This is a genomic window from uncultured Streptomyces sp., from assembly GCF_947488945.1.
Classification (GTDB): domain Bacteria; phylum Actinomycetota; class Actinomycetes; order Streptomycetales; family Streptomycetaceae; genus Streptomyces.
In genome coordinates this window covers 261,496-274,552 of sequence record NZ_CANLBS010000006.1, presented here as the reverse complement: position 1 = coordinate 274,552, position 13,057 = coordinate 261,496, and the positions used below count along the sequence as shown (strand labels likewise).

The window sequence follows — 13,057 nt, the reverse complement described above, 5'->3', positions numbered from 1 at the left end:
GCTCAGTCGTCCGCCCACCGGAACGCCGCTCGGTCGCCCTCGATGTGGAGCAGGAAGTCGGCCACAGGGGCGCCGTCGGGGCGGTGGAGGGTCAGCAAGGCGTTCACCGCCCCACACACCTCGTCCCACTCCGCGAGAATTCTTTCGTCCTCCTCGAACCGCTGCGACAGGTCGAGTTCGCGGGCGAACAGGTCCCGTGTCACCGCGTCGTACGCCGGGCCGGGGGTGAAGCGGCCACGCAGCCAGGGGAAGTCCGCGTCGTCGATCAGAATGTCGCCGGCCTGTTCGGGTCCTCGCCGCAGCGCCCAGACCGTGCCATCGTGGCCCATCGGTACGGCTCCTTCGGACGGTGGACGTGCCGAAGCACGTGGCCTCGCTCCATGGCGCGTGGGGGGTACGACACGCTACCCCGCGGCCCGGCAGCCGTCCGGCACGCTCCCGTCCTGGCATCCCCGCCTCCCGCGCCCCCGGCGCAAAGAGACGGCATAAGGGCGCATGAGGGGGCGCGTGGACGGGGTGGATCGGTCATGATGCCGTCATGAAGAGGCCACCGCGGCACGGGGTCGGTCAATTACCCGCGCGGACAAAGGGGTTGCACGCCCGGAAACGCCGCGGTGGCGGGACGGCCCGGCGCGGCGTGCCGGAGTCCGGCGGGGCCGGGCCGGGGGTGTCCCCTCCGCGCGGTCCGGCGCCCGCGCTGCCGCCGGACGCGGGGCGGACGGCGCGGTATCTCGCGGTGGGGCTGGACAGTTACCTCTGCCTGCTGACCGTGGGGCTGACCACACGGCCGCACCTGGAGTCGGCCGGCCCCGGCGAGGCCGCGCTCACCCTCGTCTCCGCCACGCTCGCCTTCTCCTTCGTCAACCAGGTGCTGCTGCCGTCGGCGGTACGGGCCAGCGCAGGCATGCTGATCATGGGCGTGCGGGTGATCGGCGTCCCCGACGCCGGCAGGCCGGGCCCGCTGCGGCTGGTGCGGCGGTGGGGGTACGGGCTCTGCCTGCTGCCGGTGCAGCCCTGGCGGCTGATGCGGGCGGCGGGCCCCTGGACCCTCGCCCGCGAAACGGCGCCCCATCCGGCCCGGCCCGTCCCGCCCCCGCCGGACTGCCCGTTCCACGCTCTGGCCGTGCGCTACTGCCCCACCGCCGCTGCCGGCCCGGACGTCGTCACCGCGCGCCCAGTCCCGTACGGGCACGGCGAGGGCGGCGTTCCGGCCGACCTGGCGGGCATCCGGCAGGTCCGGCGCGGCGACCTGCTCGCCCACCGGGCGGCCACGGGACGGGGGTAGGCCGGGGCGGACGGGACGGCTCCGTGCCGGGCGCACCGAACCGGTGGGCCGGAGAACGGCCCTTCCGGCCGGGTCCGGCGGCTGTCGGCGGCCTCCCGGCGGCTGAAGCCCTCCAGGGCACGCACACGGCGGCGCGCCCGGCCCCCGGAGGGACCGGCCACGCCGCCGTGCCCGGCGGCCGAACCTCGCCGGGTCTAGGCCGCCGCGTTCTCCGTGACGGTGACCTTGCCCTTGCGGATCGTGGCGACGCGCGGGGCCTTGCGGGCGATGGAGCTGTCGTGGGTGACCATGACGAAGGTCAGCCCGTGTTCCTTCCACAGCCCGTCGAGCAGGTCCATGATCTCGTCGCGCATCGACTCGTCGAGATTGCCGGTGGGTTCGTCGGCGAGCAGCACCTTGGGGCGCTTGACGAGGGCGCGGGCGATGGCGACGCGCTGCTGCTGGCCGCCGGACATCTCGCTGGGGAGGTGGGTCGGCCGGTCGGCGAGGCCGACCGACTCCAGTGCTTCCAGAGCCCGTTCACGCCGGATCTTGGCGCCCAGCCCGAGGGGGACGAGGGCGGTCTCGACGTTCTCCGCGGCGGTGAGCGTCGGGATCAGGTTGAAGCTCTGGAAGACGAAGCCGATGGACTCCGCGCGGACCTTGGTGAGCCGGGCCTCGGGCAGGCTGCCGAGGTCGACGCCGTCGAGCTCGATGGTGCCCTCGGTCGGCCGGTCGAGGCCGCCGAGCATCTGGAGGAGGGTGGACTTGCCGCCGCCGGTCGGTCCCTGGATGACGAGCCGGCCGCCGTCCTCGATGGTCAGGTCGACGCCGGCGAGCGCGTTGACGTGGGCCTTGCCGCGCTGGTAGCGCTTGGTGACGCCTCTGAGCTGGTACACGTGTGACTCCTGCGGTGCGTGCGTACGGAAGTGGGGGCGGGACGGGGGACGGTCCTACTCGACGCGGCGCAGGGCGTCGGCCGGGCGCAGCCGGGAGGCGCGCCAGCCGCCGAAGGCGCCGGCGACGAGGCCGCCCGCGACGGCCAGGGCGACGGCGATCAGGATGGTGGAGAGGGCGACCGGGGCGGTCAGCGCGATGTCCAGGGTCTTGGCCGCGGTCTGGCGGCCGGGGCCGCCGCCCATGCCACCGCCGCCCATGCCTCCGCCACCGCCGCCGGACGAGCCCAGCTCGGCGGTGAGGGTGGGGCTGACGGCGGTGACGGCGTAGGCGCCGAGGAGGCCGACGGCGATGCCGAGGACGCCGCCCATGAGGCCGTTGACGAGGGCCTCGCCGACGACCTGGCGGGTGACGCGGCTGCTCTTCCAGCCGAGGGCCTTCAGGGTGCCGAACTCGCGGACGCGGCGGCTGACGGCCGAGGAGGTGAGCAGGCCGGCCACCGCGAAGGCGGCGATCAGCACGATGACGGAGAGCCACTTGCCGACGCTGGAGGCCAGGTCGGAGGCGGTGGAGAGGGAGCCGGAGACGGTGTCCGCGAGGTCCGCCGAGGTGGTCACGGTGGTGCCGGAGACGTTCTTCTGGATGGCCGACTTGACGCTGTCGATGGCCTGCGAGTCCGTCGCCTTGACGTAGACGGTGGTGACCTTGTCCTTGGAGTCGGACAGCGTCTGCGCCTGCTTCAGCGGGATGTACAGGTTGGCTGCGGCGTCGCCGCTGCTGGCGGTGGAGACACCGATGACCGTGTACGCGGTGCCGGAGATCGTCACCGTCTTTCCGACCGCGAGGGACTTCTCCTTGGCGTAGGAGGCGTCCACGACCGCGACCTCGGCGTCGGTCTCGGTGGCCTTGAAGGTCCGGCCTTCGGTGATCTTCGAGGAGGTCAGCGGGCCGAGGTCCTGCCGGGTGACGTCGGTGCCGTACACGGTGTACGCGTTGACGTCGAAGGACGCGCCGCCGCCGCGGACCTCGCCCTGCGGGGCTCCGGACGAACCGCCGCCGGGTCCGCCCCGGTCGTCGCCCTGGCCGGAGGAGGACGAGCTGTCGTCCTGCTGGAACTCGCCGCGCTTGAACTGGCCGTCGACCTTCATGACGGTCAGGCTGAGACCGCCGACGGCGTCCTTGACGCCGGTCTGCTCGCCGACCTCGGAGACGGTGGTGGAGGCGAGCGTCTGGAAGCCCTGGACCATCACGCGGTCCGAGCTCTGTGTCGCGTCCTCGTCGTCCTGCGCGTCGAACTCGAACCGGGGGCGCTCGCCCGCGTTCCCCGACCCCTGGGCTTCGGCGGCCTTGGTCACGGTCATGTCCGTGCCGAGCCCGTACAGCGATTCCAGGACCTTGTCCTGGGCCTTGGCCATGCCGGCGGTGACCGAACTGACGACGATGACCAGCGCGATGCCGAGGGCGAGCCCCGAGGCGACGACGAGCGCCGCCTTTCTGCGGCGGCGCAACTCGCGCCGGAGGTAGGTGAAGAACATGGCGCGAAGCTATGGGCCGGGTCTGATGGCGGGTTAAGGCCCGCATGAGAGCCGCGTGAGAACCCGTGTACGACGACGGCGGCGGTGCCGCGGTCCTCGGGGGACCGGGCGCCGCCGCCGTCGCGGGGCCGGGAGGGATCAGACGGCGGAGCCGGCCGTCCAAGTCGCCCAGTCCATGTTCCAGCCGTTGAGGCCGTTGTCCGGCTTGATGGTCTTGTCCGGGGAGTTCTTCACGACCACCACGTCGCCGACGAGGGAGTTGTTGTAGAACCACGCGGCGGGCTGGTCCGCGTCGTTGGCGCCCTTCTTGTCCTGGAGGCCGACGCAGCCGTGGCTGGTGTTGACCGAGCCGAAGATGCTGGGGTCGCCCCAGTAGTTGCCGTGGATGAAGGTGCCGGACGAGGAGAGCCGCATGGCGTGCGGGACGTCCTTGATGTCGTACTCGCCCTTGCCGTCGTCGTCGGTGAAGCCGACGGTCGCACCGTCCATCCGGGTCTCCTTGTACTTCTCGGAGATCACCATGGCCCCGTTGTACGTGGGGTTGTCCGGCGCGCCCGCGGAGATCGGGATGGTCTTGATCGTCTTGCCGTCACGGGTCACCGTCATCGTGTGCGCCTTGGCGTCCACGGTGGAGACCTGGTTGCGGCCCACCTTGAAGGTGACCGTCTTCTGCTGGACGCCGTACACGCCGTCGGCGCCCTCGACGCCGTCCAGCGCCAGCTTCAGGGTGACGGTGGAACCGGCGGTCCAGTAGTCCTGGGGCCGCAGGTCGAGGCGCTGGTTGTTGAACCAGTGGCCGACGACCTCCTGGCCGCTGCTGGAGGTGACGGTGATGCCGCTCTGCACGGCCTTCTGGTCGGTGATCGCCTTGTTGAAGTTGATCGAGACCGGCATGCCGACGCCGACGGTGGAGCCGTCCTCGGGGGTGAAGTTCCCGATGAAGCTGTTGTCGGGCGAGACGGTGGTGAAGGAGGAGTTCTCGTGGGCCGCGCGGCCCTTCGCGTCCTCGGCCGTAGCGTTGATCTTGTACGTGGTCGAGCGCTCCAGCTGGCCCGTGGGGGCCCAGCTCTTGCCGTCGGCGGCCAGGGCGCCCTCCACGGCGTCGCCGTCCGCGGTGGTCATGACCACGCTGGTGAGCTTGCCCTTGGCGACGGTGACCTTGGCCGCGTTGTTGATGCTGGCGTTGGTGGACCCGTTCTTCGGGTCGATGGATATCTGGGCGTCCGAGGTTTCCTGGGTGGCCGCCTTGTCCACCTCGCTCGCCTGTGACTTCGAACTCTCGGCGCTCGTGTTCCCGGCCTGGTCGTCGGTGCCGCTGCAGGCTGAAAGCACCAGCACGCCGCCGAGCAGTGCGGACACGGCCGTCAGGCTCCTGCGCCGCTTGCTGTCCGTCATCACACGCTTCTCCAAAACTGCCGTTTTCCCCAAAATCCCCTACGGGGCTGCCACGAGGCGGGTCCCCGTCCGTGTTCCAAGAACCTCCGCCGAGGGTGATCCGTTCCACATCCCGGAGGGATGTGGGGAACACCACTCACCGACGCGTTCGCATGGACGGTGGTTCCCGGGCTTCCTCGCCGGGAGCCTCCCGGTGCCCGGTCCCGTCTCTCCGCACCCGGCGGGTCCGGCGTTCTCGCACGTCAGGCCCGCCGATCCGGGCGGTCGCGGCCGCAACCGATCCTTCCATTGTCCCCGATGCCGGACCCGGCCCTCCCGGACCGGTGTCGCGCCGGGCCGGCCGGCCCGGCGCGACGGGGACGCGCCGTCACTCGTCGTAGTCGTCCGCCCCGTCGTCGTGGTCGGCCTCCCCGTCGTGGTCGATCACCTCGCTGGACCAGGAGGCCTCGGCCAGCTCGATGCCGGGCACGCCGCCGATGAGGTCGAACGGATCGACCAGCGCGGCGAGCGCCTCCGCTCCGTCTTCCCGGACCATGGCCTCGGCATGCCTGCGGCCTTCCTCGGTGGCCCCGTCATCCTCGGCCCCGCCTCCCGGAAGACCGCCTTCCGGGAGAGCGTCTTCCGGCAGGGTCCCGTCCGCGGGGGTGCCGTCGTACTCGGCCGCGATGCTTTCCAGCGCGGCCCCGGTGAGGGCTTCGGGGTCGGTGATCTCCACCACCATGTCCACCCGAAGCCGTACGAACACGGATGTCTGCGCATTCTGTGGATCCGTCATGAAACGGAGCGTAGAACTCCGGCTGGGCGTGACTTTCACGCGACCCGCTGGTTTGCTGGGCATCGTTCACCGGAGCCAACACCCGTTTGCCGCAAGGGGATCGATTCTGTGTCAGTCGCTCGTCGCACACTGTTGACCGCCACCGCGGCGGGAACCGTGCTCGGCGCCCTCTGGTTCGTGCCGTCCGCCAACGCCTCCGACGAGGCCGCCGAACGCGCGCAGGTCAACCGGACCCAGCAGGTCGCCGCCGTCGCGCACACCACCGGGGCCGTCCGCGCCTCCCACGCGACCGCCGAGGAACCCGCCGGGCTCACCGCCGAGACCGGCGCCGGCGTCGACTCCACGCCGTACGTGATCGGCGGCACGGCGCTGCTCGGCCTCGGCGCCGGCTTCGTGACGTACGCGGTCCGCCGCCCGCCGGCGGCCGGCCGCGACGCGTAGGCCCGGTCGCCCGGCCGGGCGACCGCTCCGCGGCCACCGGGGTTCACTCATCCGTGGAGCGGGAGCCGCCTCACGGAGGGCTGCCACGCAGCCTGCGCCGGTCGTGCGGCGACCGGGGCGGGGAGTCGGCCAGCCGGATGACCTCGCCGTCCCGGCCCGCCACCACGGGGCCCGCCGCGCGGGCGGCCTTCGCGCGGTACTGCGCGGCGTCCGCGAGCCGGAACAGCCGCCGGGCCGAGCGCACCTCGCCGATCGGGTCGCCGGTGGAGGCGACCCCGCAGGCCACCCCCTCGCCCAGCTCCAGCCCGCCCGCGCGGCGGCACAGGCCGGCGGCCACCTCGATCACCTCGTCGGCCGACGGGCCCACGCTGAGCAGGCAGAACTCGTCGCCGCCGAGCCGGGCGGCGAGTGCGCCGGGCAGCATCGCGCCGCACAGGGAGAGCACCGAGCCGAAACGTTCCAGCAGCCGGTCGCCGACGGCGTGGCCGTGGGTGTCGTTGACCGCCTTCAGCCCGTTGAGGTCGCAGACCACCAGGCTGACCACCGCGCCCTCGGTCCGGTGCCGCTCCACCGCCTCGTCCAGCCGGATGTCCACCGCGCGGCGGTTGGCGAGGCCGGTCAGCGGGTCGGTGAAGGCCAGTTTGCGGACCTCCTCCAGCCGTTCCGTCTGCGCGATCCCGGCGGCCACCACCGCCGCCAGCACGGTCGCGAAGTCGGCGTCGTCCCGGTCGAACACCGGGGCGCCCGCGGGCCGTGCCACGTACAGCTCGCCCCAGGCGCGGCCGTGCAGCACGATCGGAGCCACCACGCAGCAGCCCCGGCCGCGCCGGCGCAGGGCCGCGACCCGCTGGTGGCAGTACGGCCGGGCGCCGCGGGCGGGGGCGTCCGCGGCGGGGCGGCCGTCGGCGGTCTCCACCCAGGCGTCCGGTTCGCCGCCGCCCGCCCAGCGCTCGTGCAGGAACTCGGTGATCTCCGGGAACTGGTGGACCGGGTACGCCTCCTGCTCGGGGAACTCCTCCTCCCCGTCGGCCCGCTCCCCGGCGTTCACCAGCACCCGGAGCCGGCCCCGGTCGCGCTCCCACACCGAGAGCGCGGCGAAGCTGCCGCCCAGCGCCTCGCAGGCACCGGTCGCCGCGGCCCGCCACGACTCCGGCGCGGTGTACGCGGCGGCCATCGTCTGCGCGAGCGAAACCACGGCGCGCAGCCGCTCGTCATCACCACCCATCCGCCCAGCCTATGCAGGTCGGTGATGTTTTGATCAGTTTCGGCGTCCGACCATCGCCGACGAGACTCACTCAGCGCACACGGTGATCACTATGCGTCACCTTCGTGTTCACTCTCCGGGCCACTGCGGCTTCCGCTTCTCGTTGAACGCCGCGACCCCCTCGGCGCGGTCGCCGGAGAAGGCCACCGAGCGCCAGGCCGCGTCCTCCACCTCCAGGCCGGCCCGCAGGTCGAGGCCGTGGCCGAGCCGCAGCGCCCGCTTGGCGGCGCGCAGTCCCACCGGGGAGTGGGCGGCCATCCGCGCGCCGAGGGCCAGCGCCTCCTCACGGTCCGTGCCCGCGTCCACCAGTACGTCGACCAGGCCCAGCTCCCGCGCCTCCGGGGCCGCCACCCGGCGGGCGGTGAAGATCAGCTCGGCGGCACGCGCCGCGCCGACCCGGCGCGGCAGGAGCTGGGTGCCGCCGCCGCCGGGGATGACGCCGACCGAGACCTCGGGGAGCCCCACCACGGCGGTGGCGTCGGCCACCACCACGTCGCAGGCGAGGGCCAGCTCGAAGCCGCCGCCGAGGGCGAAGCCGTGGACCGCGGCGACCGTCGGCATCGGGAGGTCGAGCACCCCGGTGTAGGCGGCGCGGGCGGTCGGGCGCTGGCGGACGAGTTCGGCGTCGGTGAAGGAGTTGCGCTCCTTCAGGTCCGCGCCGACGCAGAAGGCGCGTTCGCTGCTGGAGGTCAGCACGGTGACCCGGGCGTCCGGGTCGGCGGCGAGCGCGTCGCAGGCCGCCGCCAGGGACCGGGCCATCTCCGTGGAGACGGCGTTCATGGCCTTCGGCCGGTCCAGCACCAGTTCGGCGACGTACTCAAGGCCCTCGTGCCGCCGGACGGCGACGAACTCCCCGAAGCGCTGCTCGGACGTGACGGTCATGCGTCTCCACCCCTCGGTCGACGAGCGTTACCGGGGGATCATAGGCGCGCCGCGCCGCCGTGCACCGGGCTCGGGCGGGGACGGCCCCGGCGCGGTTCAGCCGGAGGTCGTCCCGCGCTTGTCGCGGCGGGTGAGCAGCCACGGCTCGACCACGCCGAGGCCGCGGACCGGCCGCTGCCACATCGGCTGGAGTCCGAAGCGGTAGCGGGGCGGCGGCGGCTCGTCGGCCTCCCGGCCCTCCGCCTCCGCCAGCCGGGCACGCTCGGCCGCGGCGGCCAGTTCCCCGGCGGCCTGGGCCTCGGAGACCGGGGCGTCCCCGGACCGGGTCAGCTCCTCGGCGAACGCGCCGTCCACGAGCACGGTGTCCTTCGGCGCTATCGAGGTGAGCCGGCTGGCGAGGTTCACCGTCGTGCCGAACACGTCGCCCATCCGGGTGGTGACGGTGCCGAAGGCGATGCCGACGCGCAGTTCCGGCATGGTGGCGTCCTGCGACATCGCCTCGATGAGCCGCAGCGCGATCTCGGCGGCGGTGCCGGCGTCGTCCGCCGCGTAGAGCACCTCGTCGCCGAGCGTCTTGACCAGTCGGCCGCCGTGCGCGGCGATCAGGTCGGCGGCGGTGGTCTCGAACGCCTCGACCAGCTCGCCGAGCTCCTCCTCCTCCAGCCGGCGGGTCAACCGGGTGAAGCCGACCAGGTCGGCGAAGCCGACGGCGAGCCGCCGGTCCACCATCTCCTCGTCGTCCTGGGCCTGCACGACCCGGCCGGTGGAGGCGGCGAGCTGGCGCCGCCAGACGTACACCAGGAACTCCTGGAGCTCCGGCAGCAGCAGCTCGATCAGCGGATAGGTGACCTCGGTGCGGGTCATGCCCGGCTCGGGCGGCTCGGTGAGTCCTTCCAGGAAGGAGTCGATCTGCCACTCCGCCAGCCGGGCGGTGGTCTGCCCGGTGGAGCGGGCGACCTGGATCGCCATCGGCTCGCTGAGCAGCCCGGCCTCCACCAGACCGGCGAGCCGGCGCAGCGCCAGCACGTCGGCCTCGGTGAGCGCCTTGGCCTGGCCGATGTCGGCGAAGCCCATGGCCCGCCAGAAGCGGGAGGCCAGGTCCATCGAGACGCCCGCGGTCCGGGCCGCCTGGAAGGGGGTGTACTGGCGTTCCGCCCCGAGGATCAGCTGTTCCAGCCGGATCGCCAGGGGGTCGTCGGTGGGTTCGACCGTGTGGTCGACCTCGTGATGCGGTGTGGCGTGGACCGAGGGCTCCGGCGAGGGCGTCGCGCCCTCGTCCGAACCAGTGTCGTCGACGGTCACCAGCCGCCTCCTGCCCGTTCCCTGCGCACTGCCCTGCCGATCTGTCGCTGGATCGCCCCAACGATACGGCAGGTGTGCCCTGGCTCACTTCCCCGGCCGGACGGCCCGGGGGTCGCGCAGGCCATGGTGCCCCGCGCCGGCCCGGATGCGCGGTAACCCGCGCCCGGCGGGGCGGACGCGTCAGGTCAGACCGCCGTCCGCGCCCCTCAGATGGACGATGTCGCCGGCCGACACCGGCTCCTGCCGTCCGTCGCCGTGGGAGACGATCAGCCGGCCGTTCCCGTCGATCGCGACGGCCTCGCCGAGCAGGGTCCGCCCGCCGGGGAGCTCGGCCCGCACGGACCTGCCGAGGGTCGCGCACCCCGCCGCGTACGCCGCCTGGAGTCCGGCGAGCGGCGCGTCGCCCTTCGCCTCCCGCCATGCCCGGTACCACTTCTCCAGCGAGCGGAGCACGCCCCGCAGCAGAGTCTCGCGGTCGAGCGAGACGGCGCCGGCGAGGGCCAGCGACCCGGCGGTGGGCGAGGGGAGTTCCGCCGCCCCGAGCGAGACGTTGAGGCCCATGCCCACGATGACGCCCTCGCCCGCCCGCTCGGCGAGGATGCCGCCCGCCTTGCGCTCCTGCCCCCCGACCGTCACCAGCAGGTCGTTGGGCCACTTCAGCGCGGTGTCCACCCCGGCGGCGCGGGCGAGGCCAGTGGCGGCGGCGACGCCGGTCAGCAGCGGCAGCCATCCCCAGCGCTCCATCGGCACGTCCCGCGGGGTCAGGTAGACGGAGAAGAAGAGGCCCGAGCGGGGCGGGGCGGTCCAGCTCCGGTCGAGCCGGCCGCGCCCGGCGGTCTGCACCTCGGCCACCAGCACGGCGCCCTCGGCGAGCCGGCCCGCGGCGGCGAGCGCGGCGAGGTCGGTGTTGGTGGAGCCGGTCGTCTCCACCACGTCGAGCGAGGTCCACGACGCGCCCGGCCGCAGCAGACCGCGGCGCAGCGCGGCGGTGTTCAGCGGGGGGCGGTCGAGGTCGGACCAGCGGTTCGATGGCGCATCCGGGGGAGTCATGCAAGCCAGACTAGGTGTGGCATAAGACGCACTGCCGATCCGGATGCGCGCCGATACGCTACGAGGCAGTAGGTACACAGGACCAGGGGCCGATTGCAGGCGCCGACAAGGGGCTTCACGAGACGACCGGGCCAGGCCGGGCCGGCCCGCGAGCCGTCGGGCAGCAGCAGCCGGTTCCCGTGACCCGGCAGGGAGCCGCCACCCGATGTCCGAGCCGCTGAGCGACATCCACACCACCGCGGGCAAGCTCGCGGACCTGCAGCGCCGCATTGACGAAGCCACCCACGCCGGTTCGGCACGCGCGGTCGAGAAGCAGCACGCCAAGGGCAAGCTCACCGCCCGTGAACGCGTCGATCTCCTGCTGGACGAGGGGTCGTTCGTCGAGCTGGACGAGTTCGCCCGGCACCGCTCCACCAACTTCGGCATCGAGAAGAACCGCCCCTACGGGGACGGTGTGGTCACCGGCTACGGCACGGTCGACGGCCGTCCGGTCTGCGTGTACTCCCAGGACTTCACGATCTTCGGCGGCTCGCTCGGCGAGGTGTACGGCGAGAAGATCGTGAAGGTCATGGACTTCGCGATGAAGACCGGCTGTCCGGTCATCGGCATCAACGACGGCGGCGGCGCCCGCATCCAGGAGGGCGTCGCGGCGCTGGGCCTGTTCGCGGAGATCTTCCGCCGCAACGTCCACGCCTCGGGCGTGATCCCCCAGATCTCGCTGATCGTCGGACCGTGCGCGGGCGGTGCGGTGTACTCCCCCGCGATCACCGACTTCACGGTGATGGTCGACCAGACCTCGCACATGTTCATCACCGGGCCCGACGTCATCAAGACGGTCACCGGCGAGGACGTGGGCTTCGAGGAGCTGGGCGGCGCCCGGACGCACAACTCCACCTCCGGGGTGGCGCACCACATGGCGGGCGACGAGAAGGACGCCATCGAGTACGTCAAGTCCCTGCTGTCGTACCTTCCTTCGAACAACCTCTCGGAGCCGCCGGCCTTCCCCGAGGACGCCGATCTGGGGACGACGGACGAGGACCGGGTGCTGGACACCCTGATCCCGGACTCGGCCAACCAGCCGTACGACATGCACACCGCCATCGAACACGTGCTGGACGACGCCGAGTTCCTGGAGACGCAGGCGCTGTTCGCGCCGAACATCATCACCGGTTTCGGCCGGGTCGAGGGCCGGCCGGTGGGCGTCGTCGCCAACCAGCCGATGCAGTTCGCCGGCTGCCTGGACATCGACGCCAGCGAGAAGGCGGCCCGCTTCGTCCGCACCTGCGACGCGTTCAACGTGCCGGTGCTGACCTTCGTGGACGTGCCGGGGTTCCTGCCGGGCGTGGACCAGGAGTACGGCGGCATCATCCGCAGGGGCGCGAAGCTGATCTACGCGTACGCCGAGGCGACCGTGCCGCTGATCACCGTGATCACCCGCAAGGCGTTCGGCGGGGCGTACGACGTGATGGGCTCCAAGCACCTGGGCGCCGACCTCAACCTGGCCTGGCCGACCGCGCAGATCGCGGTGATGGGCGCGCAGGGCGCGGTCAACATCCTGCACCGCCGCACCATCGAAGCGATCACGGACCCGGACGAGGCAGCGGCGGCGCGCGCCGAGCTGATGGCGGACTACGAGGACGCGCTGCTCAACCCGTACGTGGCGGCCGAGCGCGGCTACGTGGACGCGGTGATCATGCCGTCCGACACCCGGGCGCACATCGTGAAGGGCCTGCGCCAGCTGCGTACCAAGCGCGAGGCGCTGCCGCCGAAGAAGCACGGCAACATCCCGCTGTAGGAGCGCCGGCCACGAGGACGACGAGAGGAGCCTGGACATGATCAAGGTCGTACGGGGCAATCCGACCCCGGAGGAACTGGCCGCCGCGCTGGCGGTGGTCCGGGCCCGCGCCGCCGCCACGGCGGCCACGGCGGCGGACGCCTCGGGCACGCCGCTGCCGCCCGAGGAGTGGTCGGATCCGGGCCGGATCGCCCGCCGGCCGCTGCCGCAGCCCGGCCCCCGGTCCTGGACGCGCAGCTACTGGCCGTCCTGATCCGGCGGCCCGCCGGGCGGTTGAGTACCCGTACTCAGGCGTTCCGGCGGGCCGCGGCGCAGGATCAAAGGCATGCTCTGGTCCGATCCCGAGAACACCCCGCCGAAGGAACTGCGCGACGCCCAGAAGATGATGCGGCGCGCGGGGGTCCTGCTGGCGCTGGCCATGGTGGTGGCGATGCTGGCGGTGGGCATCCGCTGACGG

General features: G+C 72.8%; 14 protein-coding genes. 5 read left to right on the top strand and 9 right to left on the bottom strand.

What is annotated here, in order from left to right; genetic code table 11:
- Positions 1–2: 2 nt before the first annotated feature.
- On the bottom strand, positions 3–329 hold the full coding sequence (locus Q0994_RS12090; RefSeq protein WP_299532722.1) for a hypothetical protein: 327 nt from the start codon (positions 327–329) through the stop codon (positions 3–5).
- Positions 330–667: 338 nt separating this feature from the next.
- On the opposite strand from Q0994_RS12090, the gene Q0994_RS12085 reads away from it, so the two are divergent.
- Positions 668–1,285: an RDD family protein gene (locus Q0994_RS12085; RefSeq protein ID WP_299532719.1), complete on the top strand. Its 618-nt coding sequence runs from the start codon at positions 668–670 to the stop codon at positions 1,283–1,285.
- Positions 1,286–1,479: 194 nt separating this feature from the next.
- On the opposite strand, the gene Q0994_RS12080 is transcribed toward Q0994_RS12085, so the two are convergent.
- From Q0994_RS12080 to Q0994_RS12065, 4 genes are all read right to left on the bottom strand, one after another.
- A complete protein-coding gene (locus tag Q0994_RS12080; RefSeq protein ID WP_299532715.1) occupies positions 1,480–2,163 on the bottom strand; it encodes an ABC transporter ATP-binding protein in 684 nt (227 codons plus the stop codon).
- Positions 2,164–2,217: 54 nt separating this feature from the next.
- A complete protein-coding gene (locus Q0994_RS12075; protein WP_299532712.1) occupies positions 2,218–3,696 on the bottom strand; it encodes an ABC transporter permease in 1,479 nt (492 codons plus the stop codon).
- 138 nt (positions 3,697–3,834) lie between these two features.
- On the bottom strand, positions 3,835–5,106 hold the full coding sequence (locus tag Q0994_RS12070) for an Ig-like domain-containing protein (RefSeq protein ID WP_299532709.1): 1,272 nt from the start codon (positions 5,104–5,106) through the stop codon (positions 3,835–3,837).
- 352 nt (positions 5,107–5,458) lie between these two features.
- Complete coding sequence (locus tag Q0994_RS12065) at positions 5,459–5,818, bottom strand: hypothetical protein (protein WP_299533055.1); 360 nt, start codon at positions 5,816–5,818, stop codon at positions 5,459–5,461.
- A 156-nt stretch (positions 5,819–5,974) separates the two neighbouring features.
- On the opposite strand from Q0994_RS12065, the gene Q0994_RS12060 reads away from it, so the two are divergent.
- Positions 5,975–6,307 (top strand): hypothetical protein, encoded by a 333-nt coding sequence (locus Q0994_RS12060; RefSeq protein ID WP_299532706.1) that lies wholly within the window; start codon positions 5,975–5,977, stop codon positions 6,305–6,307.
- A 70-nt stretch (positions 6,308–6,377) separates the two neighbouring features.
- Here the strand turns inward: Q0994_RS12060 and Q0994_RS12055 are convergent, their stop codons facing one another.
- The 4 genes from Q0994_RS12055 to Q0994_RS12040 all read right to left on the bottom strand — a co-directional run bounded on the left by Q0994_RS12055 (position 6,378) and on the right by Q0994_RS12040 (position 10,805).
- Positions 6,378–7,532, bottom strand: coding sequence for a GGDEF domain-containing protein (locus Q0994_RS12055; protein WP_299532702.1), 1,155 nt, complete (start codon positions 7,530–7,532; stop codon positions 6,378–6,380).
- A gap of 108 nt (positions 7,533–7,640) precedes the next feature.
- Positions 7,641–8,453, bottom strand: coding sequence for an enoyl-CoA hydratase-related protein (locus tag Q0994_RS12050; RefSeq protein ID WP_299532700.1), 813 nt, complete (start codon positions 8,451–8,453; stop codon positions 7,641–7,643).
- Positions 8,454–8,549: 96 nt separating this feature from the next.
- Positions 8,550–9,755: an adenylate/guanylate cyclase domain-containing protein gene (locus Q0994_RS12045; RefSeq protein ID WP_299532697.1), complete on the bottom strand. Its 1,206-nt coding sequence runs from the start codon at positions 9,753–9,755 to the stop codon at positions 8,550–8,552.
- A gap of 180 nt (positions 9,756–9,935) precedes the next feature.
- Positions 9,936–10,805 (bottom strand): biotin--[acetyl-CoA-carboxylase] ligase, encoded by an 870-nt coding sequence (locus Q0994_RS12040; protein ID WP_299532695.1) that lies wholly within the window; start codon positions 10,803–10,805, stop codon positions 9,936–9,938.
- 205 nt (positions 10,806–11,010) lie between these two features.
- On the opposite strand from Q0994_RS12040, the gene Q0994_RS12035 reads away from it, so the two are divergent.
- From Q0994_RS12035 to Q0994_RS12025, 3 genes are all read left to right on the top strand, one after another.
- Complete coding sequence (locus Q0994_RS12035; RefSeq protein WP_299532693.1) at positions 11,011–12,600, top strand: acyl-CoA carboxylase subunit beta; 1,590 nt, start codon at positions 11,011–11,013, stop codon at positions 12,598–12,600.
- 37 nt (positions 12,601–12,637) lie between these two features.
- Positions 12,638–12,853: an acyl-CoA carboxylase epsilon subunit gene (locus tag Q0994_RS12030; RefSeq protein ID WP_299532690.1), complete on the top strand. Its 216-nt coding sequence runs from the start codon at positions 12,638–12,640 to the stop codon at positions 12,851–12,853.
- 72 nt (positions 12,854–12,925) lie between these two features.
- Positions 12,926–13,054 (top strand): morphogenic membrane protein MmpB, encoded by a 129-nt coding sequence (locus tag Q0994_RS12025; protein ID WP_299532687.1) that lies wholly within the window; start codon positions 12,926–12,928, stop codon positions 13,052–13,054.
- Positions 13,055–13,057 lie beyond the last annotated feature (3 nt).

Bases quoted from the DNA above. Each gene is read 5' to 3' on its own strand.
- Q0994_RS12090 (WP_299532722.1), bottom strand. From the start codon at position 329: ATGGGCCACGATGGCACGGTCTGGGCGCTGCGGCGAGGACCCGAACAG.
- Q0994_RS12075 (WP_299532712.1), bottom strand. From the start codon at position 3,696: ATGTTCTTCACCTACCTCCGGCGCGAGTTGCGCCGCCGCAGAAAGGCG.
- Q0994_RS12055 (WP_299532702.1), bottom strand. From the start codon at position 7,532: ATGGGTGGTGATGACGAGCGGCTGCGCGCCGTGGTTTCGCTCGCGCAG.
- Q0994_RS12050 (WP_299532700.1), bottom strand. From the start codon at position 8,453: ATGACCGTCACGTCCGAGCAGCGCTTCGGGGAGTTCGTCGCCGTCCGG.
- Q0994_RS12040 (WP_299532695.1), bottom strand. From the start codon at position 10,805: ATGACTCCCCCGGATGCGCCATCGAACCGCTGGTCCGACCTCGACCGC.
- Q0994_RS12035 (WP_299532693.1), top strand. From the start codon at position 11,011: ATGTCCGAGCCGCTGAGCGACATCCACACCACCGCGGGCAAGCTCGCG.
- Q0994_RS12030 (WP_299532690.1), top strand. From the start codon at position 12,638: ATGATCAAGGTCGTACGGGGCAATCCGACCCCGGAGGAACTGGCCGCC.
- Q0994_RS12025 (WP_299532687.1), top strand. From the start codon at position 12,926: ATGCTCTGGTCCGATCCCGAGAACACCCCGCCGAAGGAACTGCGCGAC.